This window comes from Devosia sp. FJ2-5-3 (assembly GCF_029201545.1).
Classification (GTDB): domain Bacteria; phylum Pseudomonadota; class Alphaproteobacteria; order Rhizobiales; family Devosiaceae; genus Devosia.
This window is the reverse complement of sequence record NZ_CP104007.1, coordinates 2,355,414-2,378,849: the sequence shown is the minus strand read 5'-3', so window position 1 is coordinate 2,378,849 and position 23,436 is coordinate 2,355,414. Positions and strand designations below refer to the sequence as shown.

The following is a 23,436-nucleotide window of genomic DNA, read 5'->3' as shown; positions in this document are numbered from 1 at the left end:
CCGTAATCCGGGGCTCGCACTAGACCGTAACAAGGACTGCGTTTCGCGGAGATTTTCATGCAGCCGACGACTCGACCGCTATGGATGCGGTTTAGCTTCTTCCTGTTACCCCTCATGGCCTCAAATATTCTCCAGGCTCTGTCGGGAACATTCAATTCCATTTTCATAGGACAGATGATCGGGGTTGAAGCCCTCGCTTCTCTCGCCACGTTCTTTCCGATTCTGTTCTTCCTGATCAGCTTCATCATCGGGCTCTCGGCCGGCTCCACCATCCTTATCGGACAAGCCTGGGGCGCCCGTAACCTGGTGCGCGTCAAGCAGGTGACCGGCACGACGATAACGACGGCATTTTTGCTCGGTCTCGTGGTCGCCATCATCGGTGCCGTCTGGATCGAGGACATCATGTCCCTGCTTGGTGCACCGGAGAACATCCGCGGGACCGCCGTTGAATATGGGCGGATCATGTTCATCGGTATGCCAGGATTCTTTGTGTTTCTGGTGGTCACATCGGTCCTGCGTGGGGTGGGCGATACCATTACGCCGCTCTTCTCGTTGATCCTGTCCATGCTGGTCGGTGTGGTGCTCACGCCCGCCCTCATTCAGGGCTGGTGGGGCTTGCCGCAATTGGGTGTCAATTCGGCTGCCTGGGCATTTATCGCCGGCTTTGTGGTGGTCCTGCTGTTCCTGTTCTTCTATATGCGCGCCAGGAAATTGCCGCTGGCACCAGATCGGGAACTCCTGGCTGCGCTCAAGCCTGACTTCCAATTGCTCAAGTTGATTTTGAAGCTCGGTGTGCCTGCCGGACTGCAAATGGTGGTTGCCTCAGTGGCCGGCATCGTCGTCGTCGGACTGGTGAACCGCTTCGGCTCCAACGCCACGGCGGCCTATGGCGCGCTCAACCAGGTGCTCAACTATGTCCAGTTTCCGGCCATGTCGATCGGCATCGCCACATCGATCTTCGGCGCACAAGCCATTGGTGCGCGCCAGATCGACCAGCTTTCTATGATCACGCGGACGGCACTGCTGCTCAATCTGGTGATTACGGGTAGCCTGATCATTCTGGCGTATCTCTTCAGTCAGCATCTGGTGGCCCTTTTCATCACCGATCCAGAGGTCATCGATCTCACCGAGCATCTGCTTTTTATTGTGCTCTGGGCGATCCTCCCCTTTGGATGGGGCGTCGTCTTCTCGGGTATGATGCGCGCCAGCGGCATGGTCATTGCCCCAATGCTGATAGCGCTCGCGGCGATCCTGTTTATAGAATTGCCAGGGGCATTGTGGCTAAGCCAAACCAGCCTCGGCCTCTCGGGCATTTGGATGGCCTATGCTGCCAGCTTTACCGCCATGTTGCTGATGCAGGCTGGCTGGTACCACTTCGTCTGGAAGAAAAAGAAGATCGTGGCACTCGTCTGAAGACGAGGGTAGGGCGGATACCGCCCGCGTAGCCACTTCCGCGACAAACAAAAATCCCCGCTCGCGCGGGGATTTTTTTGTGTGGATCGACAGCCAAGCAATCAGGTGTTGTCGCCGAAGAACATGCGCAGCGCGCGTTTCCCTCCGGGAGCAAAAACGTCGATCTCGACGCTGACGGGTTCCTGTACCATGCGACGCGTGCGGGCGGAGAGGGTCATCACAACGTTGAGAAGGTCGCCGACCGAGCGGCGCTGCTTGGGCAGGATACGGTCGGTCATGCCTGCCAGCGCCTTGTTGCGCACGCGCATATCGGAAGAGGCGAGAGGCGAGCGGCCGATAAAATTCGCCAACTCGATCAGGGCATTTCGTTCGCTCATTGGGCTACTCCAGACACAAGCACCAAACTGCATTCATATGAAGGGCGGCAGCTTTCCGCCGCCCTCATCGGGCTTGTCAGCCCTGCATGGCGAGGCATGCCAAGCTCTGTTCCTTGAGGCGATTGCACATGGCCATCGCATCATTGCGGTCGCCAAATCCGACAAAACGGGCACGGTAGAAAGTTTGGCCGTTCTTTTCGAAGCGCTCGACATAGGAGCGGAAGTCACCAAGACCGCCGACCTTCCCTGCCGCGTCCGAGAGCATTGCCCTGGCGCTGCCTTCCGATGGACCCGCGCCGATCTGGACGATCCAGCCGCCTGCCGGGGCGGAGGCCGACTGCACAGAGCCGCTGGTCAGCAGGTCGACAGGCTGCTCCTCGCCACCGACGGCGCCACCAGGCGCCAGTGGGGCGGAAGGCTGTGTCTGGCCGAGCGCTGCCGGCGGGGCACCGAGATTGTAGGTCTCGCTCAGCCAGGCGCCGATGATGTCGTTGCTGGGATAGGCCGGTGTGGGCGCCTGCGTCGGGGCTGCAAGGATTGCGGCCGCCTGCACTGCGGGCTGCAGACCCAGATCGGTGGGCGCTGCTGCGGGAACAGGGATAGGTGCCGGGGCCGGCGCGGCGGCACTTGCCACAGCCACAGGCGGTTGCTGCTGGGGCTGAGCGCCATTGCGGGCGACCAACTCTGCAAGACGGAAGCCCGGCAGCGGCATCGGCATGGCGAAGACCGGCTTGGTTGGCTGCGCGACGGCAACCTGCACATTGCCCTGGCGACCCGGGACCGGAACCATGGCGGTGCGAAGATAGTCGCCACGGCGGCCTTTGGTCAGATAGGAGGCCACAAGCTGGCGGACCTTTTCGTCGCGGGCAGCAGCCGAATTGAAACCGAACGCCACGATCACGATGTGACGGTTGTCCTTACGGGCGGCGGTCAGCAGGTTCGAGCCGGCAGCATTGATGTAGCCGGTCTTGATGCCGTCGACGGCGCCCATGTAGCCCAGCACGCGGTTATGGTTGCCATAGGTCTTGCTGCCGTAGCGGAAAGCCGTGGTCTGGAAGAATTCGTAATACTGGGGGAAGTGCTGGAAGATGGCGATGCCGAGGATGGCCTGGTCGCGCACCGTCGTGACCTGACCGCCATCGGGCAGGCCGGAAGCATTGCGGTAGGTGGTGCTGCGCATTCCCATGGCGCGGGCCGTCGCTGTCATGCGCTCGGCAAACTTGGTTTCGCTACCCGAGATATGTTCGGCGATGACGCGGGCCATGTCGTTGGCCGACAGTGTCACAAGCGACTTGATGGCGTCTTCGACTGAAATGGTCGAGCCGGCGCGCAGGCCGAGCTTCGTCGGCACCGCGGATGCGGCGTGCTTGGACACGGTCATCTTCGTCGAGAGGGTCAAATTGCCCGCGCTCAATTCCTGGAAGAGGACGTAGAGCGTCATTACTTTGGCAACCGACGCCGGGTAACGGCGTTGATCGGCCGCTTCCTCATAGAGCACCTGTCCCGACTTCGCGTCGACGACGATGCCGGCATATTTGCGCAGGTTCTCGATGGAATGAGCAGGGACTGCACTGGACAGGCCGACGGCCAGTGCAAGAACGATTGTGGCGGCGACGCGGAAGAACGTCACGCGCCAAGGGGTCTTGGCCAGGAAGGTCAACCCGGTACTCCAACTCTACTCAACCGGACCAAAAGGCCCGTACGCAACACAAAAAACTCGACAATGCGGAGGTGCTGGCTCTGTCTGCCCACAACCAATCCTTGAGTTGAAATTAATCGCTGGCCGTTACCATTCCGTAAAATGCCGACGATTTTTGCAGCTTGTGACATTCGTGGCACCCCATCTCGAGGCTGCTGCAATGGTCCGGGAATGTGCTTTCAGCTTGGTTTGAGCGGTCACGTTTTCGGGAATTAAGGGCCCTTAACATGGGGGCAAATTTACCTACATAATGGGTCCCACCAGCTGCTTCGATTTTATCAAAAGACGTTACGCCAAATGACCTCAACCTCCTCAGACACGATGCAGCATCACCGCTCGGGGAAACGCTCCGGAGGGGGGCCTGCGATCGCAGGCCCGCAGAAGGACGATAGTGACCGCGACGGTGGTAACAATCCCAAGTTCGATACCGGGACGGTAACCAAGACACGTCCCAAGACCAAAAAGCCGAATCTGTATCGGGTTCTGCTCCTAAACGACGACTACACGCCGATGGAATTCGTCGTTCTGGTGCTTCAGGACGTCTTCAACAAGTCCCAGGAAGACGCCATGCGCATCATGCTGCACGTTCATCAAAAGGGGGTGGGTGAGTGCGGCGTATATCCATACGAGGTCGCCGAAACCAAGGTGACACGCGTCATGGATACGGCACGCAAGAACCAGCATCCGCTGCAATGCGTGATGGAAAAACAGTAGGAACATCATATGCCCTCATTTTCGCGCGGACTCGAGAAGGCCCTGCACCAGGCGATGAACCTGGCCCGTGAGCGCAACCATGAGTTTGCCACGCTCGAGCATCTGCTGCTCGCTTTGACCGACGATCGCGAGACTATCGCCGTGCTCAATGGCTGCGATGTCGACATCGACGCGCTCAAGAGCGACCTCGAAGATTTCATCAATGAGGAGCTCGATAGCCTCATTGTATCCAATGGCCAGGATGCGCGTCCGACAGCCGCTTTCCAGCGTGTCATCCAGCGCGCGGTCATCCATGTCCAATCATCCGGCCGCGAGGAAGTGACCGGGGCTAATGTGCTCGTCGCCATTTTCGCCGAGCGCGAGAGCCATGCTGCCTATTTTCTCGAGCAACAGGATATGAGCCGACTGGATGCGGTCAATTTCATATCCCACGGCATTACAAAGTCCGGCCCGAGTGAAGAGCGCAAGGTGCGCGGCGCCGAGGACGGGGAAGGTGCCCCGGAAAGCGGACCGGAGGGCAAGAAATCCTCGGCCCTGGCCGATTTCTGCGTCAATCTCAACGAGAAGGCCCGCCAGGGCAAGATCGATCCGCTGATTGGCCGGGACGTCGAGTTGCGCCGCACTATCCAGGTGCTCTGCCGTCGGTCGAAGAACAATCCGCTCTATGTTGGCGATGCCGGCGTGGGCAAGACGGCCATTGCCGAAGGCCTTGCCCGGAAGATCATCGAAGGCGATGTGCCCGAAGTGCTCCGGGAAGCGGTCATCTATGCGCTCGACATGGGCTCGCTGCTCGCCGGCACCCGTTATCGTGGTGACTTCGAGGAGCGCCTCAAGTCCGTGATGAAGGAACTCGAGAAGATGCCGCATGCGGTGCTCTTCATCGACGAAATCCACACCATGATCGGCGCTGGTGCGACCTCTGGCGGGGCGCTTGATGCCTCGAACCTGCTCAAGCCGGCCCTGGCTTCGGGCGCTATCCGGTGCATCGGTTCGACGACATACAAGGAATATCGCCAGTTCTTCGAGAAGGATCGGGCCCTGGTTCGTCGCTTCCAGAAGATCGACGTCAACGAACCGAGCGTTCCGGACGCCATCGAGATCGTGAAGGGACTTCGGCCTTACTACGAAGAGTTTCACAAGCTCAAATACACCGACGAAGCCCTCAAGGCCGCCGTGGAACTGAGTGCTCGATACATCAACGATCGCAAGCTGCCGGATAAGGCCATCGATGTGATCGACGAGACAGGGGCCAGCCAGAAACTCCTGCCAGAGGGAGAACGCAAGCAGGTGATCGATGTCGAGGACATCGAGGCCACGATCGCCACGATCGCGCGCATTCCGCCCAAATCGGTTTCGAAATCCGATGCCGAACTGCTCTCTAGCCTTGAGCAGAGCCTCAAGACGGTGGTGTTCGGTCAGGACCAGGCGATCACTGCGCTTTCTTCGGCTATCAAGCTCGCACGAGCGGGCTTGCGTGAACCGGAGAAGCCGATCGGCTCGTACCTTTTCACCGGCCCGACCGGTGTCGGCAAGACCGAGGTGGCCAAGCAACTCGCCGACACCCTCGGCGTGGAATTGCTCCGCTTCGACATGTCGGAATATATGGAACGCCACACGATCAGCCGCCTGATCGGTGCGCCTCCGGGCTATGTCGGCTTTGACCAGGGCGGCCTTTTGACCGACGGCGTCGACCAGCATCCGCATTGCGTTGTGCTGCTCGACGAAATCGAAAAGGCTCATCCGGATCTCTACAACATCCTGTTGCAGGTGATGGATCACGGCAAGCTGACTGATCACAACGGCAAGGCGGTTGATTTCCGCAATGTCATTTTGATCATGACCTCGAATGTGGGCGCCGCTGAGCTGGCCCGTTCGCCGATCGGCTTCGGCCGCAAGCGCGAGCAGGGGGACGACGAAGACGCGATCAACCGCACCTTCTCGCCCGAGTTCCGCAACCGTCTCGACGCGACCATTTCCTTTGCGCCGCTGCCACGCGAAGTGGTGCGCCGCGTGGTCGAAAAGTTCGTTCTGCAGCTTGAAGGCCAATTGGCCGAACGCGGCGTAACGATCAATCTGACGCCAGAGGCTGCCGACTGGCTTGCCGAGCACGGTTACGACGAACGGATGGGTGCTCGCCCGCTCGGTCGTGTGATCCAGGAATACGTTAAGAAGCCGCTGGCCGATCAGGTGCTGTTCGGCGAACTGGTCAATGGGGGCAATGTCACCGTTGCCGTGATCGGCGAAGGCAAGGACGCCAAGCTCGAACTGGTGGCGGTGCCGCCGCGTCCCGCCAAGCCAAAGGCCTTGCCGAAGCCCAAAAAGCCAAAGGCGACAGCCGACAAGAACTGAATAGGGAGGGCCCGGAGCGATCCGGGCCCTTTTTCGATTGGCCGGAGGCAGGCCCAAGCTCCGGCGGTCGGGCGTGAACGCGGCTTCGGCGAGGAGCTGAAATTCAGTTCGCTTGGATGGCGCTTGCTATCAGTTTGAGCCATCTGGCCAGCGCTTTTTGCGCATGGCTCGTATTTCCACACAGGCGTTGCGGCTCAGCATGTCGCCGCATACTTCAGAACAGCCGATAAGAGGTGGCCGGTTGGTATCCCGGCGCTGCAGCCAAATGGTTGGAGTACTCGTCGCATTCGCGTCCCATCGGCACCTAACCATTTATCCGGGTTGGTGCTGGCGTGGGACGTATCTCCGCCGGCTTTTGACCCGTTGGAGATTTTGATGCTTCCAAAGAAAACAACTCTCGTCATGCAATTGTGCATGACTTTCATGATGGCCCTCTGCATGTCTCTGACGCTCGGCCTCATCAATGGTGGGCTCGATTTCCTGCCGCACTGGCCGCAGATGTTTATCATCGCCTGGCCGATCGCGTTTATCTACACGCGCATCGTCAACCCGCTGGCCTTCAAGATCGCATTCAAGATCGCACCGCCTCACAAGCCGGCAGCATGATTGAGGGCCGGGATATTCCCGGCCTTTCTGCTTTCAGATGGGGGTGCGTCGATCCCGGCGCGCGGCGACGATGTGGCCGACCATGAACGCCGTATAGACGACGACGGGCAGCCCCAGCGCCTCCACGCCCACGAGACGATAGAGCAGGGCGCCGACGACAGCGCCGCCGAACAGCCCCAGCCAGATTGCCAGATGTTGTATCCAGCGCCAGCGGGGCACTTTGCCCTTGAGGCCGAGCGCCAGATCCTGACCGGCAATGTATAGCGTGCCCGTCACAAAGGTCGCGCCGAGGCGAACTGCGCCGCGCATCGGCAGAATGGCGTTTTGCGCACCTGCGGCCAGTGCCAGCACGAGCATGCAGCGCGTGGAGTCGAAGCCAGCCAGGACGAATGCCAGCGCGACCGCGACACCGATGGCAACGAAGCCGCTAACCGCCGCGGGTCCCCACCCGAGACTGGACAGGGCAAGGAGATTGCCGACGACGCTGCCCAGGAAAAACAGCCCAACGAGCGAAAGCGTCAGCGCCACGACCGGCCACCCGCCCTGCACAAGGGCCGCGCCGCCCTGTGTGGTGTTGCCGCTCATGAAGGATGTGAAGAAACCACCGAGCTCAATAAAGCCGATGGCATCAACGAAGCCGGCGGCCCCGGTGAGGATCATTCCGAGAACGAGGTGACGCGTCGGCGTCATGGCAAGAGGGCGTTCAGAAGAGATGGCACCCAATATTGGCCCATTTCGCCTCCCGCCTAGAGGTTTGCCGCTATGTCTTTGGCCAGCGATGCCAGCTCGCCGTCGTCTGCCTTGCCGCCACCATGGGGGGCGAGGGCCTGGCCCTCATAGGCGGGAATCAAATGGAAGTGCAGATGAAAGACGGTCTGGCCGGCTGGAGCTTCGTTGAACTGGGCCAGCTGGATGCCCTCGGCATTGGTGGCTGCCTTGACGGCCTTGGCGACACGCTGGACCAGCGGCATCACCGAGGACAGCGTTGCCGGGTCTGCATCGATGAGGTTGCGCGAGGGTGCCTTGGGGATGACGAGTGTGTGGCCACGCGACTGCGGAAAAATGTCCATCATCACGAGAGCCGTGTCGTCCTCGTAGACCTTGTGACAGGGCAGGTCGCCATTGAGGATCTTGGCGAAGATATTGGATGGATCGTAGCTCATTGGCCCTCAAACTCTCATTCTGCCGGTGCGGTCATCTCATCGGCGACGTTATTGCCATATCGGAAGCGGAAGAAGTTCAGTACGGCAAGGCCAGTCAGCGTCACCGGCACGTATTTGAACCCGCGTGTAATGAAGAATAGCGCGATTCCCACCGCCGTCTCAGCGGACATCGCGCCCTTACCCATCGCCGAGGTGAAGGAAGAAGGAACGATGTGCCGGTAGATGAGGTCGTCGGAGCGATAGTAGCGGCGCGCGCGCGCGGCAAACGCGCGTTTGGAGGCCGAATAGTCCTTCAGCTCTGCCAGGCCCATATCGCCGTGGAACTCCACTTCAGAGCCGAGCGCCCAAACCTCTGGGGGCGCGAGCCGATCCTTGCCAAGCTCGGTAAAGGTCTCGATCAAATCACGGAACGTCGTGTAGTTGGCATTCCAGCAATCGCCCGATTTCGCGCCATGAGAGAGGACGAGCACATCGGCGCGCTCAAGCTTCTGTTTCATCCCGGCATACTCGCCGGCGGAAAAATCGACGCCGGACTTGGCGGTTTCGACAACTCCACCGCGCTTTTCGAGTGCCTTGACCAATGCACCTCCAAATGCCCCGCTGGCTCCCGTGACGAGGAAACGCCGGCCTTCTATCTGGCTGCCAGTGCCGGCCATAAGATCGAATACGTTCGCGAAGGAGGAAAAGAAATTGTTCGGATAGACATGATGCATGGCGTGGTAGTTGTTATTCACCCACCACAAACTCTGCTTGCCGCCGACGCGGTCCATGGACATGTGATTATAGTCCAGCCCTTCCTCCCGCAGGGTCATGCCGAGCATGATCGTGCGCAATATCGCTACTGCCACGATCGGCGGCCAGGGGAAGACCAGAAGGAAAAGCGCTGTCCCGATCATCGAGGTCAGATACTCGGGAAGGATGTGGAACCAGATATTCAGCCGCGCATACGCAGGATTGACCTGCATATCGAGGCCCAGGAACTTGTGGTGGACCCAGTGCCACGAAGAGAACTTCCGCAGAAGCGGGTTGGGCGATTTTTCCCATCGGTGCAGCAGCCAATGCAGTGCATCGAACAGCGCTGTGGAGACTATGAAGGCTACGCCTGCTTGCAGCAGGAAAATCAGGACATCCCAAACCATGTTTTCTGTTTAGTGGTCCGGACGCCAAAGGAAAAGCCTCTTTGGGCGCGTCACTCGATACGATCGCCGCGGCGATAGGGTGTGTAGCCCTCAAGGATTGCCTGCTCTCGGGCGATAGCGGGCCGTTCTTCCTCGAGATAGGAGGCCACTGCCTGGCGCAAACCAGGATGCGCGATCCAGTGTGCCGAATGCGTGGTGACCGGCGTGTAGCCCCTGGCCAGCTTGTGCTCCCCTTGGGCCCCCGCCTCGACGACAGCCAGGCCGTGGGCAATGGCATAGTCGATGGCCTGATAATAGCAGACCTCGAAGTGGAGGAACGGCACGTCGCGCGTTGCGCCCCAATTGCGACCGTAGAGACGATCGTGGCCGCGAAAATTGATGGCGCCGGCAATCGGTGTGGCGCCGTCATAGGCGAGCATGAGCACGACCCGGTCGGCCATGTATTGGCCCAGGAGAGAAAAGAAGTTGCGGTTGAGGTATGGGCGGCCCCATTTGCGTGCGCCGGTGTCCTCGTAAAAATCGAAGAACGCGTCCCAATGGGCCTCGGTGATGTCGGAGCCGCTCAGCCATTTTACCGTCAAGCCATCCGCCAGGGCGTCGCGACGTTCGCGCCGGATCACTTTGCGTTTGCGGGACGAGAGCGTGGCGAGAAACTGCTCGAAATCGGCAAAACCCTGATTGTGCCAGTGAAACTGAGTGTCGACGCGCGGCAGCCAGCCCTCCACATTGGTCAATTGAGCTTCGTCTTCGGGCAGGAATGTCAGATGCACCGACGAGGCCTTGCGCTGGCTTGCCAGATCCTGCGCGGTCTGGAGCAGCGCTGCCTTTATCCCGATATCCCCGGAGGGCACGAGAAGCTTGGGTGCCGTGGCGGGGGTAAACGGCACGGAGCCCTGGAGCTTGGGATAATACTTGCCGCCTGCACGTTCGAGGGCATTGGCCCAACCGTGGTCGAAGACATATTCGCCCATGGAATGGGATTTTAGAAAGAGCGGAAGCAGCCCGACGGCGCGCTTGGAAGCATCGGTGATGACGATGTGTTGCGGCTGCCAGCCGGTGAGGGCCGTGGCGCAGCCCGATTCTTCCAGGGCGCGGAAAAAGGCGTGATCGAGAAAGGGGCTATTGGGAACACCATCGGTGCCCGGGACGAGGGCGTTCCAGACCTCCGGCGCTATGGACGCAGTCGTGGGATAGATCGTGGCGGTGAGGTCGTTAGGAGGCACGGTCCGGGTCGAACCCTTCAAAGACGATCTGATCGATGTAGGGACGAGCCGCCTCGGCTTCAACCTTGGATCGGATCGTCCATGCGGTTACAGGTTTGCCGAGCGCGCGCCAGAATGTGATGGCGGGCAGGCTCAGCGCCTCCTTGTCGCAGGAGATGAAATCGAACCGGGTCTCGTGCCAGTGGAGCAGATGGCGCAGGACGTAGCGCTCATCCTCGGTGAGCCCGGGCGGATAGTCCTCGGATTCATAATCATAGGTTATGATGCCACGCGGGCCGGAAAATCCGAATTCGCGCATGAGCACGATCAGGCGGGGATCGAAGGATTCGACGGTGACGGGGCCTGAATAGGTGGCCAGGGCATCGGCCGCTATCTTGGCGAGCTGGCGGATAGCGTCGGCGCTCGGCTGATGCTTGAGTTCGATCTGGAGCAGGGTGCGCCCGCCGATCTGCTCGAGAAATGCGGCCAGCGTCTGTGGCCGGTCTCCAGACGCGCTGTCGAGCAGCGCGATGTCGGTCATTTCAGCGATCCGCCGATCGCTGACAAGGCCCGATTCTCCAGTCAGGCGGTCCAGCTCTTCATCGTGAAACAATACCGCGTGGCCATCCCTCGTCAGTTGCAGATCGCACTCGATGGCAAAATTGCCTGCGATTGCGGCCGCAAAGGCGCTGGCGCTGTTCTCGATAATGCCTTCGGCGCGATTATGCAGCCCGCGATGGGCGACTGGGCGAGGGAAGAGCGGAACGGACATTTGGGCCCTGGGGGGAGTGCTGGAGGCGATCCGCAGACATGATTGCATGTCGGTTTCGTCACGCCTCCATAGGCTTTTAAACCTCGAAAATCGCTTCGATTTCGACGGCTGCACCGAGCGGCAGGGACGCAACGCCGAAGGCCGCGCGGGCATGCTTGCCCTTGTCCCCGAGCACACCGACGATGAGGTTCGACGCGCCGTTTGCCACGAGGTGCTGTTCATTGAACTCGGGAGTCGAGGCCACGAGGACGGTGAGCTTGAGCACCTTCTTCACCTCTTGCAGGGGAATGCCGCCCATATGGACAACCTGGGAGAGAACGTTGATGGCGGCCAGTTCGGCAGCATTGCCGCCCTGAACGACGTTCATGTTGTCGCCGAGTCGGCCCTGCACGACGCCGCTTTCATTGCTTGAGATCTGGCCCGAGACATAAAGCAGATTGCCGCTGCGGGTGACGGGCACATAGCTCGCTACCGGGGCCTTTGGTGCGGGGAGTTCGTAGCCGTACTCGCGAAGCTTTTCGATCGGGTCGGTCATTTGGTCTTGCCTTCTAGGTCTTCTTGCTGCGGAGGCGCCGACACGGCGTCGGGCCGGGATTTGTAAAGCTTGCCTCGTATGACGGCGCTACGCCCAAAGCGCGTCCGGACGCGGTCCATAGCCCGCTCCGCCGCCGCCTTGCGCGCAACCATGGGCTCCAGCAGGTCAGCCGGATCGAAGCCATCGGTGGCCTCGATGCCGGAGACGCCGATTCCGATAAGCCGGAATGGCGTGCCATCCACCTCACGCTGCAGAAGGCCGAGCCCGGCCTCGTAGAGTACATTCGCAAGCTGCGTGGGCATAATCAGGTGTCGAGCGCGAGTCCGCAACCGGAAACCGGTGGTTTTGAGCTTAAGTGTGACGGTATCGCCGACAACGCCCTTGGCTTTGAGCCGTTCGGACAGCCTCTCGGAGACCTTCAGAAGTTCGGTGGACAAGTCCTCGAGCGTCGCAATATCCGAGTTAAAAGTGGTTTCCGAGGAGATGGTTTTCATCTCTCCATCAATTGAAACGCGTCTGGCATCCTGACCGCGGGAAAGTCGCGCGAGACGCGCGCCAGACTCGCCATACCGGCGCATCAATTGTTCCGGGTCCGCTTCCTGCAACTGCCCGATGGTGTGGTAGCCATCCCTGCGCAGGGTCTCGGAGAAGACCTTGCCGACGCCGTAGATCAGGCTGATGGGTTTTGGCGCGAGGAAGGGCATGGTCTCCGCTTCCCCGATCACGGCGTAACCGCGGGGTTTGTCGAGATCGGATGCGACCTTGGCGAGGAATTTGTTGTGGCTGAGGCCGACGGAGATGGAGACCCCGATCTCCTGTTCCACGGTGCGGGCAAAGCGAGCAAGCACCACCGCCGCCGGCGCCTTGTGAAGGGTCTCGGTGCCGGAGAGGTCGAGAAAGGCCTCATCGATGGACAGCGGCTCGACCAGCGGGGTCAGCATGTCCATGTGGCGGCGAATCTGTCGGCTGACCTCTACATATTTGGCCATGTTCGGCTTGATGATCACGGCATCCGGGCAAAGTTCGCGCGCCTTGAACATCGGCATGGCCGAGCGGATGCCGTTTTGCCGGGCAATGTAGCAGCAGGTCGAGACAACGCCGCGTACGCCGCCGCCGATGATCAGCGGCTTGTCGCGGAGGCTTGGATCGTCGCGTTTTTCCACCGACGCGTAGAAGGCATCGCAATCGACATGGGCGATGTTGAGCGAAAAAAGCTCGTCATGTGCCCGCAGGCGTGGCGAGCCGCAGGACGAGCAGCGGCGCGGCTCAACGGCGTCGAACCCAGTCGTCAGGCAGTCTCGACATAGCCAGGCCATGGGTTTGCATCACCCTGCGGGGTTGAGCTTGTACCACACTCTCATGAAGGCTTCCGGGGTGGTTCCGGCATTGGCGCAGAGGGCCAGCAGCAGGGGCTCGTTGGCTGCGAAATAGTCAAGCAGCCCGGTCTTCAGGCGCTCCGAGCCGACAGCGGCGCGCAGGCTCTGCGGGTCAAAGCCAGCCTGCTGCATGAAGGCCAGAAGTTCGTCGGGATGCTCCGCGAGATAGCCAAGGCAGGCATCCGCCAGTGCCGAGACGTCGGAGGCCAATATGCTGGACGCGGACAAGTTAGGGCTCATTTGAGGTTTTGTAACCGTTCCATGCTAGCCTAGAACTGCGGGGAAGTGAAAGGGCACTGCGTTTCCGGACACCGGAAAAGCTCTCGGCCGACGCCAGCCATTACAGCGGCAACCACGCAAGCGAGGAATAATGCCCAAGACAGTCATGATCGTGGAAGACAACGAGCTCAACATGAAGCTCTTCAACGATCTGCTCGAATCGCGCGGTTATCGGGTCATCCAGACGCGAAGCGGCATGGAGGCCCTTGAGCTGGCCAGAGCACATATGCCCGACCTGATCCTCATGGACATCCAATTGCCCGAAGTCTCGGGCCTGGTTGTGACCAAATGGCTCAAGGACGACGATCAACTCGCCCACATTCCGATCATCGCGGTCACCGCCTTCGCCATGAAGGGCGACGAGGAGAGGATTCTCCAAGGCGGCTGCGAGGGTTACATCTCCAAACCTATCTCCGTGCCACACTTTCTGGAAACTATTGCCCAATACATTGGACCAGCCTGATCTAGGGAATTCTACCTACAGGTTTCTGCTCGATGGCAGCGCCACCCCATGGATGCGCCGCTATCCGCTTGCTTTGGGGGAAGAAGCGTGACTGCCCGGGTCCTGATCGTCGACGATGTTCCAACCAATGTGCGCCTGCTCGAAGCGCGGCTGACGGCCGAGTATTTTGAGGTCCTTACGGCCAATTCCGGACCCCAGGCGCTCGCCATATGCGCCGAAAATGACGTCGATATCATCCTTCTCGACGTGATGATGCCCGACATGGACGGGTTCGAGGTCTGTCGGCGATTGAAGGCCAACCCTAAGACGCACCACGTTCCGGTCCTCATGATTACCGCCCTCGACCAGCCTTCCGACCGCGTACGCGGGCTGGAAGTGGGGGCCGACGATTTCCTGACCAAGCCCGTCGACGACATGCAGCTCATGGCCCGGGTGAAGAGCCTGGTGCGCCTCAAAGGTCTGACCGATGAGTTGCGGGCGCGGGCCATGACCGGACAGCAGATCGCCATAGAAGATGCCCTGAGGGCGATGGACAATATTTCGGCCTCTGGTGGCTCCTTGCTGCTCATCGACAGTGATGTTCGTCACGCCGAGAGGATAAGGGCACAGCTCGCCTCCGAGCATAAGGTTGATATCCTGACGGCACCCGCAGACGCGGTCTTCCAGGTTTCGGGTTCCCGCTATGAGCTGGCGCTGGTGAGCATGGCGCTGGGCGAGTTCGACCCCCTGCGCGTATGCTCCCAAATTCGGACGGTAGACCACACAAGGGGCCTGCCGATCATTCTGATCGCCGAAGAGGCGGACAAGCCGAAAGTGCTGCGCGCGCTTGACCTGGGCATCAATGATTTCATCAGCCGGCCCGTAGAGCGCAATGAGCTGCTGGCGCGCGTCCGCACCCAGATTCGCCGCCACCGATACGCGATGGAATTGCGCGAAAGCGTCAACAGCACAATGGCCCTGGCGGTCACCGACGACCTGACCGGGCTCTATAATCGCCGCTATTTTGACAGGCATCTCAATGTGATGCTGGGCAAGGCGCAAAATCAGGAGCGTGATCTGGCCCTGATGATTCTCGACATCGATCACTTCAAGGCCGTGAACGATAATTACGGCCATGACATTGGCGACGCGGTATTGCGCGAGTTCTCGGCCCGCCTCAAGCGCAATGTCCGCGGGGTCGACCTCGCCTGCCGCTTCGGCGGCGAGGAGTTTGTGGTGCTGATGCCGGATACCGATGTCGCAAGCGCCGAGATGGTGGCCGAGCGGGTGCGCCATGCCATTGCCGAGCGGCCATTCGAGGTGGGGCTCCAGCGCCCATTGTCGGTAACGGTCTCGGTGGGAGTGTCGCTCAACGAGGACGCCGTCGATACGCCGGAAACGTTGATCAAGCGGGCGGACGTTGCGCTATACCGGGCCAAGCGCGAGGGGCGCAACAAGGTTGTGCTGGACGCCGCCTGAACTTTGGCCGTTAGGGTTATCGGTTATAATTAACAAACGGTTGCGGTGAGCCGTGGCTGGGATTTTCTTGCGTTTGCGGCCGGCAGGCGTAGGGTCGTTTCAGACAGCAGCGCAGGAAAAAATCCAGCTGCGACAGTTCCCTACGGCTTTACCTGGGTCCGCCGCAACGCCTGGGTCCCGTAGGGCGGCTGGTCCGGAAGCGGCGAGAGTGGCCTCTTCAAGTGCTGCTCCGGACCAGCCTTGTCTGCTCCCCAAATCTGACACCAATGTGCCGAATTCGTTAGCAGACTGCTAGCATTTGTGAGGGCCCGATGCGAATGGACGGCCGAAAGCGAAAAGGCCCCGCAATCGCTTGCAGGGCCTTTTCGCTATTGCAGTGAAAGCAAGATTACTTGATCTTGGCTTCCTTGAATTCGACGTGCTTGCGCACGACCGGATCGTACTTCTTGAACGCCAGCTTTTCGGTCTGGGTGCGGGCGTTCTTCTTGGTCACGTAGAAGAAGCCGGTATCGGCAGTCGACACGAGCTTGATCTTGATAGTGGCGGCTTTTGCCATAGTTCGCGGTCCTTCACAAAACGAAAGGCGCCGCGAGCCGAGGCAGCGCCGGAATTTGGGCGCAACCTACGGATTTGCCACCAGTTGTCAAGACAATAGCGTTGTCTGGAGGGAGCGGAAATGGCCGCGCCGACTGAACTGCTGCATAAACTGCAGATTGCCTCGGGCACAAAGCTCTGGCTGATCAATGTGCCCCAAACGATTGCCGAGGAATTGAGCGCCGGTGCCGAGGTCGAGCTGGTGCACGGCGATTCCTATTATGACGGCGTCATAGCCTGTTTCAGCTCTGCCGCCGAGGTGGAGGCCATGACCCCGCGCATCCTCAAGGAGTTGCCGCCTGATGGGCTGCTCTGGGTCGCCTACCGCAAGGGCGAGACGGGCAGGAGCATCGGGTTGACGCGGGACAGGGGCTGGGAGGCGCTTGCGGCCGCTGGCTACCGCCCTGTGCGCCAGGTTGCCCTGGATGCAGAGTGGTCGGCGCTGCGCTTCAGGCCCAAGGCCCTGGTGAAAGCCAGGGAGGGATCGAGCTTCGCCTGAGTGGCGGCAACCGACAAACGAAAGCGGCCTCCCGGTTTCCACCAGGAGGCCGCCAGAATTTCGATATCGACGACGTGTCAGTCGTTGCGGACGGCGCCGAAGCCATACATGCGGCTTGCCCACTGCCAACCGACGATGGCGCCCTTGATCGGGGGCAGGAGAGCCAGGGACATGACGATGGCGAGCGGGATCATGGTGAGCAGGTAGAACATCGGACTGATCTGATATTCCATGTCCATGTGCATCATCAGGAAGATGATGACGTGGCCGACAATGGTGATCGCGATATAGGGCGGAAAATCATCAGCGCGATGATATTTCAGCTCTTCGCCGCAAGAGGCACACTGGTCGGCGACCTTGAGGTAGGAGCGGAACAGCTTGCCCTTGCCGCAATGGGGACAACGACACAGTGTCCCGCGCCAGATCGACTGGCCGACATTGCGATCTTCAGGGGCGTTGAGAACAGTGGCCTGCTCGGACATAGCGCTACCTCTTTTTACGGCCCTTCGGCCCGTAGCTCTTAGATGGCCCTTTCCGCAAGCGACGACCAGATGGCGGATTGCCGCGGACACCCTCGGACAAAAGTTCGAAGCGTAGCGCGCCGGCTACGGGTGCCGCTTCGAGCAACCGCACGGTGACGCGGTCGCCAAGGGTAAAGGTTTCGCCGGTGCGTTCGCCGATCATCGCCTGGCGCTCTTCGACATATCGATAATAGTCCTGGCCCAGGGTAGAGGCCGGAATAAAGCCGTCCGCGCCGGTTTCGAGCAGGCGGATGAAGAGACCCGAGCGCGTAACGCCGGAGATTCGCCCCTCGAATTTCGCCCCGATCTTCTGGGCGAGGAATTGCGCCAGCAGGCGATCGGAGGTTTCCCGCTCCGCCAGCATGGCCCGACGCTCGGTGGCCGAGATGTGCTGGCCGATACCGGCGAGCTTTGCCGATTCCTGATCGGTCAGCCCGTCATCCCCAAGACCCAGCGCCCGGATCAGGCCGCGGTGCACGATGAGGTCGGCATAACGGCGGATGGGCGAGGTGAAGTGCGCATAGCGGTCGAGATTGAGACCGAAATGGCCGTAATTCTCTGGCGCATATTCGGCCTGGGCCTGGCTGCGCAGGACCATTTCGCTGACCTGCTCGACATTGCCGGCCTTGCGGGCCTGGGCGAGGATGCCGTTGAAATCGGACGCGCGGACATTGTCAGACTTCTTGACCGCGATATCGAGGCTGCCGAGGAAGTCGCGGAGCGATTGCAGCTTTTCGGACGAGGGCTCGTCATGGACGCGATAGAGCAGTTCCGTCCGCTTGTGTTCGAGCGTTTCGGCTGCCGCGACATTGGCCGCGATCATCATCTCTTCAATGAGGCGATGGGCTTCGAGCCGCTCGGGGATGCGGATGTCGGCGACCATGCCCTTCGCGTCGAGAATGATCTTGCGCTCGGGCAGGTCGAGATCAAGCGGACCGCGCTTGTCGCGCGCCCCGGCCATGGCCCCATAGGCATCCCAGAGCGGCCGCAGGATGGGCTCGAGCAGCGGCCCGGTCTTGTCGTCGGCATTGCCGTCTATGGCTTCCTGGGCCTGCTGATAGCTGAGCTTGGCCGCCGAACGCATCAGGATGCGGTGAAAGCTGTGGCGGATCTTGCGGCCATCGGCGTTGAGCACCATACGCACGGCAAGTGCCGCGCGCGGCACGCCTTCCTTGAGCGAGCAAAGCTCGTTGGAAATGCGCTCGGGCAGCATGGGCACGACGCGGTCTGGGAAATAGACCGAATTGCCGCGCAGATAGGCCTCGCGGTCGAGGGCAGAGCCCGGCGTGACATAGGCGGCGACGTCGGCGATGGCGACGGTGACGACAAAGCCGCCATCATTGTTCGGATCATCATCGGGCGCGGCGTGAACCGCGTCGTCATGGTCCTTTGCGTCAGGCGGATCGATAGTGATGAGGGGAAGGTCGCGCCAGTCTTCTCTACCCTTGAGGGTGGCTTCCTTTGCTTCTTTGGCCTCGCGGATGACGCTGGTGGGGAAGACATAGGGAATTTCGAGATTGTGGATGGCGATCATCGATACCGCGCCTTCGGAGGCGGGGTTGCCGATGACATTGGTCACCTTCGCACGCGGAATCATCAGCCGGCCGGAGAGCTTGACCTCGACCTCGACCAGATCGCCGTCCTTGGAGGTGCCCAGATCGCCGAGAGGAATGCGCATTTCCTTCTGCTTGCGATCAATGGGGATGAGGCGGGCGCCTTCATTGTCCATGCGGACGATGCCGATATGGGCGCGACGGGGCTTGTCGAGCACCTTCATCGGCTTGGCGGTGTAGACAGGGATTTCGCCATCGCCGGCATCGATGCGGGCGAGGATGCGATCGCCAGGGGCGGGCACGACTCGGGCATCACGGCCGGGAACGACGGCGACGCGGGGCTTTTCGCCTTCTTCCTCGTTCCACTGCGCCGGGAAGGCATGCAGATTGTCGGGATCGGCATCGGAGGGAATGTCGAGCACGGTGACATGGGGCAGGGCGGCGGTGCGCCGCAGCGCCTTGCGGGTGCGGGTGATGATGCCGTCGCCCTCAAGCTCGGCCAGCATCGCCTTGAAGGGTCGCCGCATGTCGCCGCGAATGCCGAACACCTTGGCAAGATCGCGCTTGCCCTTGATGTCAGCATCCTGGGCAAGAGCTTCGAGAAGCTGCTCGCGCGTCGGAAGAGCATCGGCGCGCGGCTGCTCACTCCGGCGAGGGCCCGAGGTGTTCTTTTGTTTGATTGGTTTTTTGTTCTTCATGTTGAGCGATATGTAGGTGATCAGCCGGCATTTGCCAAATGCCTCAAGCGCCGGGACGTTGCCTTCCTGCCCGCGAGAGACCGCGCCCTTGCGGTGAGAGGTGGGGGCAGGTTGAAATGCGGGCTTCAACTGCAGGCGATTCCATGACCATTCCCTTCTTCGACGGCCACAATGATACGTTGCTGCGTCTCTTCGATGACGCGCGCCCCAATAAGGTGGAGCTCTTTACCCAGGGCATGGCAGAGGCGCATATCGATTTGCCGCGGGCCAAGGCGGCTGGCATGGTGGGCGGGTTCTTCGCCATGTTCCCGCCGCCGCTGAAAACCAATCTCGGCGCCGTAGCGTCCGCGCCCACGACCTCCGGGGGGCAATTGCCGCCCGAGCTCGACATCGCCGAGGCGCAGCGCACGACCAATGGCATGGCGGCGCTGATGTTCCAACTGGAGCGGGCGGGGGCGCTGCAAGTGTGCCGCAACGCAGCCGAATTGCAGGGGGCCATGGACGCCGGAAAGCTGGCGGCGATCTATCACCACGAAGGCGCCGAGGCGATCGATACCGAGTTCAATGCCCTCGAAGTGCTTTACGCCGCCGGGTTCCGCTCGCTGGGCATCACCTGGAGCCGCGCCAATGCGTTTGGCACCGGCGTACCCTTCCGCCATGACAGCACGCCCGATATCGGGCCGGGTCTTTCCGATGCGGGCAAGGAACTCGTCCGCGTGTGCGACCGCATGGGGATCATGATCGACCTCAGCCATCTCAACGCCGCTGGTTTTCGCGATGTAGCAGCGGTCTCCTCCAAGCCGCTGGTGGCGACCCACTCCAACGTCCATGCCATCTGCCCATCGACGCGAAATCTGATGGACTGGCAGCTGGCCGCCATCCGCGAGAGTGGTGGCGTCGTCGGGCTCAATTATGCCACGGGCTTCTTGCGGCCGGACGGCAAGATGGAGCCGGATATGGAAATCGAGTTGATGGTTCGCCATGTCGAGGCGCTGGTCGAAGCGCTGGGCGAGGACGGCGTGGCGCTGGGCAGCGATTTCGACGGGGCCACCATGCCGGCGCCGATCAAGGACGTCACCGGCGTGCAGAAACTGCTCCAGGCGCTGCTCGACAAGGGGTTTGGCGACGAGCTGGTGCGAAAAATTGCGCTGGGGAACTGGATGAGCGTGATCGGGCGGACGATGGGGTGAAAAAGCCCCCACCGGGCCTCCCCCTGTGAAGGGGGAGGAGCAGAGTGGGCGTGGCGCGAGCGCCGCGCCCTCATTTTCTTAGAACGGCACGTCTTCGTCGGTGACGGTGGACTTTTTGGCGGCGGCCTTTTTAGGGGCGGCTCTTTTGGCGGCGGGCTTCTTTTCAGCTGCCTCGTCGTCAGCGGCGGCCTTCTTGGTGGTCGCCTTTTTCGCTGCGGGTTTTTTGGCAGCTGCCTTCTTGGCCGGAGCCTTTTTCACCTTAGTGCCGGTGACCTCGGCGCGGGCGGCGATCCAGGCGATAGCCTGATCGAGCGTGACATCCTCGGGTTTGACGTCCTTGGGGATGGTGGCGTTGATCTTGCCCTGGTTGACATAGGGGCCATAGCGACCGGCGCGGACCGTTATCGGGCCAGCATCGTGCTCGAAGGTCTGGATTGCGGCCACGGCTGCGCCACCGCCACGCTTGAAGCCACCAGCCGCCTTTTGCGCGATGAGATCCACCGCACGATTAATGCCGACGGTGAAAACCTCTTCAACATCAGGCAGATTGGCATATTTGCCATCATGCAGGATAAAGGGGCCGTAGCGACCGAGGCCGGCCGAAATCGGCAGACCGGTTTCCGGATGGAGACCGACTTCGCGCGGCAGTGAGAGGAGCTGGAGCGCCTTTTCGAGCGTCAGCGAACCTGGCTCCCAGCCCTTGGGCAGGGAGGAGCGCTTGGGCTCCTTGCCGTCGCCGAGCTGGACATAGGGGCCGAAGCGACCGGACTTGAGGTGAACTTCCTCGCCGCTCTCCGGGTCCGTGCCGAGCACGCCATCGCCTGCGCCGGCCTGCGCCGCATTGCCATTGGCCGCGTCGGAAAGCTGGGTCGTGTGCTTGCACTCGGGATAGTTCGAGCAGCCGATGAAGGCGCCGAATTTGCCCAGTTTCAGCGACAGGACGCCGGTGCCGCAAGTGGGGCACTGGCGGCGCTCGGTGCCATCTTCCCGTGGCGGGAAGATGTGGTCCGCGAGCAGATCGTTGAGCGCGTCGAGGACTTCGGAAACGCGGAGATCCTTGATCTCTTCGGTGGCGGCGGTGAAATCCTTCCAGAAGTCACGCAGCAGCACCTTGTAGTCGAGTTCGCCCGCGGAGACCTGGTCGAGTTGCTCTTCGAGGCCCGCAGTAAAGCCGTATTCGACATAGCGGTTGAAGAACGATTCGAGGAAGGCAGTGACGATGCGGCCGCGATCTTCGGGGTGCAACGCCTTGCCCTCGAGCCTGACGTAATTGCGGTCCTTGAGCGTGGTCAGCGTCGCCGCATAGGTGGACGGCCGGCCGATGCCGAGCTCTTCCATCTTCTTGATCAGGCTCGCTTCGCTGTAGCGCGCAGGCGGCTGGGTGAAATGCTGCTCGATCTCGACCTTTTTCAGGTCCGGCTTGTCGCCGACCTTGAGCGGGGGCAGTTCGCGACCCTCGTCATCGTCCTCTTCGCCATCGGTCTTGGCCTCGACGCCATAGAGCGTGAGGAAGCCGGGAAAGGTGACGACCGAGCCGGTGGCGCGCAGGCTGGCGGCGCGGCCGGGGACGTTGACGGCGATATCGACGCTGGTGCGGTCGATCTCGGCGGAAGCCATCTGGCTGGCCAGCGTACGCTTCCAGATCAGCGCATAGAGCTTTTGCTGATCGGGATCGATGCTGAGGCTTTCTGGCCGCTTGAACATGTCGGTGGGACGGATGGCCTCGTGGGCCTCCTGGGCGTTCTTGGCCTTGGTCTGGTAGACGCGTGCCTTCTCCGGCAGGTATTCGTCACCAAAATATTTGCCGATGACCGAGCGGGCCATGGCGATGCCCTCAGGGGCCATCTGCACGGCGTCGGTACGCATATAGGTGATCAGACCATCTTCGTAGAGGCGCTGAGCCACCTGCATGGTGCGGCTGGGCGAAAGGCCGAGGCGCGAGGACGCGTCCTGCTGCAGCGACGAAGTGGTGAAGGGCGCGTAGGGATTGCGCTTGGTGGGCTTCTTTTCGACGTTGGAGACATTGAACTGGCCGGCCTCGACGAGCTTTTTCAGCGCGGCGGCATCTTCGCCCGTCTTGATGTCGAGCTTGTCGGTCTTCTTGCCGTCGACGGAAAACAGGCGTGCGAGGAAGCTCTTGCCCGATTGGCTGAGCTGGGCCTCGACGGACCAATATTCGTCGGCCTTGAATTTTTCGATCTCGGATTCGCGGTCTGACACCAGACGCAGCGCCACCGATTGCACGCGGCCGGCCGAACGCGAGCCCGGCAGCTTGCGCCACAGAATGGGCGATAGCGTGAAGCCGACGAGATAATCGAGGGCGCGACGGGCGAGATAGGCGTCGACCAGCGGCATGTCGATGTCGCGCGGCTTGGCCATGGCCGCCGTCACGGCATCCTTGGTGATCGCGTTGAAGACGACGCGCTGGACCGGAACATCCTTCTTGAGTGCCTTCTTGGCGCGCAGAACGTCCAGAATGTGCCAGGAAATGGCCTCGCCTTCGCGATCAGGGTCGGTTGCGAGGATCAGGCCGTCAGCGTTCTTCAGTGCGCCGGCGATGTCGGCAATACGCTTCTTGGCGGCCGTGTCGACTTCCCATGACATGGCGAAATCTTCATCCGGGCGAACGGAACCGTCCTTGGCCGGCAAATCGCGGACATGGCCGAAGCTGGCCAGGACTTCATAGTCCTTGCCCAGATATTTGTTGATTGTCTTGGCCTTGGCCGGACTTTCAACGACAACGACCTTCATGGAATATCCGTTCCGCAACTGCTCATTCAAAGAGCGCGCAACATGGTGAACGTCTGGTCCGGTGTCAACGGGGAGCCATGCACGT

General features: G+C 61.0%; 22 protein-coding genes. 8 read left to right on the top strand and 14 right to left on the bottom strand.

The annotated features are described in order from the left end of the window. Positions 1-57: 57 nt before the first annotated feature. Positions 58-1,413 carry an MATE family efflux transporter gene (locus N0P34_RS11530; RefSeq protein WP_275603391.1) on the top strand — a complete coding sequence of 452 codons (1,356 nt, stop codon included), beginning with the start codon at positions 58-60 and terminating at the stop codon, positions 1,411-1,413. A gap of 101 nt (positions 1,414-1,514) precedes the next feature. Here N0P34_RS11530 and N0P34_RS11525 read toward each other — a convergent pair whose 3' ends face one another. Both N0P34_RS11525 and N0P34_RS11520 read right to left on the bottom strand, forming a co-directional pair. After that, entirely contained in the window at positions 1,515-1,790 is a 276-nt protein-coding gene (locus N0P34_RS11525) for a hypothetical protein (RefSeq protein ID WP_275603390.1), read from the bottom strand. A gap of 76 nt (positions 1,791-1,866) precedes the next feature. After that, positions 1,867-3,450 (bottom strand): D-alanyl-D-alanine carboxypeptidase, encoded by a 1,584-nt coding sequence (locus tag N0P34_RS11520; protein WP_275603389.1) that lies wholly within the window; start codon positions 3,448-3,450, stop codon positions 1,867-1,869. Between the two features lie 336 nt (positions 3,451-3,786). On the opposite strand from N0P34_RS11520, the gene clpS reads away from it, so the two are divergent. From clpS to N0P34_RS11505, 3 genes are all read left to right on the top strand, one after another. Beyond that, positions 3,787-4,203, top strand: coding sequence for an ATP-dependent Clp protease adapter ClpS (gene clpS, locus N0P34_RS11515; protein WP_275603388.1), 417 nt, complete (start codon positions 3,787-3,789; stop codon positions 4,201-4,203). A gap of 9 nt (positions 4,204-4,212) precedes the next feature. Next, positions 4,213-6,552, top strand: coding sequence for an ATP-dependent Clp protease ATP-binding subunit ClpA (gene clpA, locus N0P34_RS11510; protein ID WP_275603387.1), 2,340 nt, complete (start codon positions 4,213-4,215; stop codon positions 6,550-6,552). Positions 6,553-6,927: 375 nt separating this feature from the next. Continuing rightward, positions 6,928-7,158, top strand: coding sequence for a DUF2798 domain-containing protein (locus N0P34_RS11505; protein ID WP_275603386.1), 231 nt, complete (start codon positions 6,928-6,930; stop codon positions 7,156-7,158). Positions 7,159-7,191: 33 nt separating this feature from the next. On the opposite strand, the gene N0P34_RS11500 is transcribed toward N0P34_RS11505, so the two are convergent. The 8 genes from N0P34_RS11500 to N0P34_RS11465 form a co-directional block, all read right to left on the bottom strand. Further along, positions 7,192-7,848, bottom strand: a complete 657-nt coding sequence (locus N0P34_RS11500; protein WP_275603385.1) for a YoaK family protein — start codon at positions 7,846-7,848, stop codon at positions 7,192-7,194. Positions 7,849-7,904: 56 nt separating this feature from the next. Further along, the gene (locus N0P34_RS11495; RefSeq protein ID WP_275603384.1) at positions 7,905-8,321 is read right to left on the bottom strand and encodes an HIT family protein; all 417 of its coding nucleotides are present in this window, start codon (positions 8,319-8,321) and stop codon (positions 7,905-7,907) included. Positions 8,322-8,335: 14 nt separating this feature from the next. Then, on the bottom strand, positions 8,336-9,460 hold the full coding sequence (locus tag N0P34_RS11490; RefSeq protein WP_275603383.1) for a hypothetical protein: 1,125 nt from the start codon (positions 9,458-9,460) through the stop codon (positions 8,336-8,338). 50 nt (positions 9,461-9,510) lie between these two features. Beyond that, positions 9,511-10,635, bottom strand: a complete 1,125-nt coding sequence (locus N0P34_RS11485; protein ID WP_275606967.1) for a GNAT family N-acetyltransferase — start codon at positions 10,633-10,635, stop codon at positions 9,511-9,513. 37 nt (positions 10,636-10,672) lie between these two features. Beyond that, a complete protein-coding gene (locus N0P34_RS11480) occupies positions 10,673-11,434 on the bottom strand; it encodes a glycerophosphodiester phosphodiesterase family protein (protein WP_275603382.1) in 762 nt (253 codons plus the stop codon). Between the two features lie 76 nt (positions 11,435-11,510). Beyond that, positions 11,511-11,969 carry a RidA family protein gene (locus tag N0P34_RS11475; protein ID WP_275603381.1) on the bottom strand — a complete coding sequence of 153 codons (459 nt, stop codon included), beginning with the start codon at positions 11,967-11,969 and terminating at the stop codon, positions 11,511-11,513. Then, on the bottom strand, positions 11,966-13,285 hold the full coding sequence (locus N0P34_RS11470; protein ID WP_275603380.1) for a DNA polymerase IV: 1,320 nt from the start codon (positions 13,283-13,285) through the stop codon (positions 11,966-11,968). Before N0P34_RS11470 ends, N0P34_RS11475 begins: the two co-directional genes overlap by 4 nt. Before the next feature lie 9 nt (positions 13,286-13,294). Then, on the bottom strand, positions 13,295-13,573 hold the full coding sequence (locus N0P34_RS11465) for a DUF3572 family protein (protein WP_275603379.1): 279 nt from the start codon (positions 13,571-13,573) through the stop codon (positions 13,295-13,297). A gap of 142 nt (positions 13,574-13,715) precedes the next feature. Here N0P34_RS11465 and N0P34_RS11460 point away from each other — a divergent pair, with 142 nt between their 5' ends. Further along, a complete protein-coding gene (locus N0P34_RS11460) occupies positions 13,716-14,087 on the top strand; it encodes a response regulator (protein ID WP_275603378.1) in 372 nt (123 codons plus the stop codon). An 87-nt stretch (positions 14,088-14,174) separates the two neighbouring features. Beyond that, the gene (locus N0P34_RS11455) at positions 14,175-15,545 is read left to right on the top strand and encodes a PleD family two-component system response regulator (protein WP_275603377.1); all 1,371 of its coding nucleotides are present in this window, start codon (positions 14,175-14,177) and stop codon (positions 15,543-15,545) included. A gap of 388 nt (positions 15,546-15,933) precedes the next feature. Here N0P34_RS11455 and rpmG read toward each other — a convergent pair whose 3' ends face one another. After that, positions 15,934-16,101 (bottom strand): 50S ribosomal protein L33, encoded by a 168-nt coding sequence (gene rpmG / locus N0P34_RS11450; protein WP_046104197.1) that lies wholly within the window; start codon positions 16,099-16,101, stop codon positions 15,934-15,936. Positions 16,102-16,221: 120 nt separating this feature from the next. Here rpmG and N0P34_RS11445 point away from each other — a divergent pair, with 120 nt between their 5' ends. Continuing rightward, a complete protein-coding gene (locus N0P34_RS11445; RefSeq protein ID WP_275603376.1) occupies positions 16,222-16,638 on the top strand; it encodes a hypothetical protein in 417 nt (138 codons plus the stop codon). Positions 16,639-16,715: 77 nt separating this feature from the next. Here the strand turns inward: N0P34_RS11445 and N0P34_RS11440 are convergent, their stop codons facing one another. Continuing rightward, positions 16,716-17,120, bottom strand: a complete 405-nt coding sequence (locus N0P34_RS11440) for a DUF983 domain-containing protein (RefSeq protein WP_275603375.1) — start codon at positions 17,118-17,120, stop codon at positions 16,716-16,718. Positions 17,121-17,124: 4 nt separating this feature from the next. Next, the gene (gene rnr / locus N0P34_RS11435; RefSeq protein WP_275603374.1) at positions 17,125-19,539 is read right to left on the bottom strand and encodes a ribonuclease R; all 2,415 of its coding nucleotides are present in this window, start codon (positions 19,537-19,539) and stop codon (positions 17,125-17,127) included. Positions 19,540-19,553: 14 nt separating this feature from the next. On the opposite strand from rnr, the gene N0P34_RS11430 reads away from it, so the two are divergent. Then, positions 19,554-20,600 carry a dipeptidase gene (locus tag N0P34_RS11430; RefSeq protein ID WP_275603373.1) on the top strand — a complete coding sequence of 349 codons (1,047 nt, stop codon included), beginning with the start codon at positions 19,554-19,556 and terminating at the stop codon, positions 20,598-20,600. Between the two features lie 78 nt (positions 20,601-20,678). Here the strand turns inward: N0P34_RS11430 and topA are convergent, their stop codons facing one another. Further along, positions 20,679-23,351 carry a type I DNA topoisomerase gene (gene topA, locus N0P34_RS11425; RefSeq protein ID WP_275603372.1) on the bottom strand — a complete coding sequence of 891 codons (2,673 nt, stop codon included), beginning with the start codon at positions 23,349-23,351 and terminating at the stop codon, positions 20,679-20,681. Positions 23,352-23,436 lie beyond the last annotated feature (85 nt).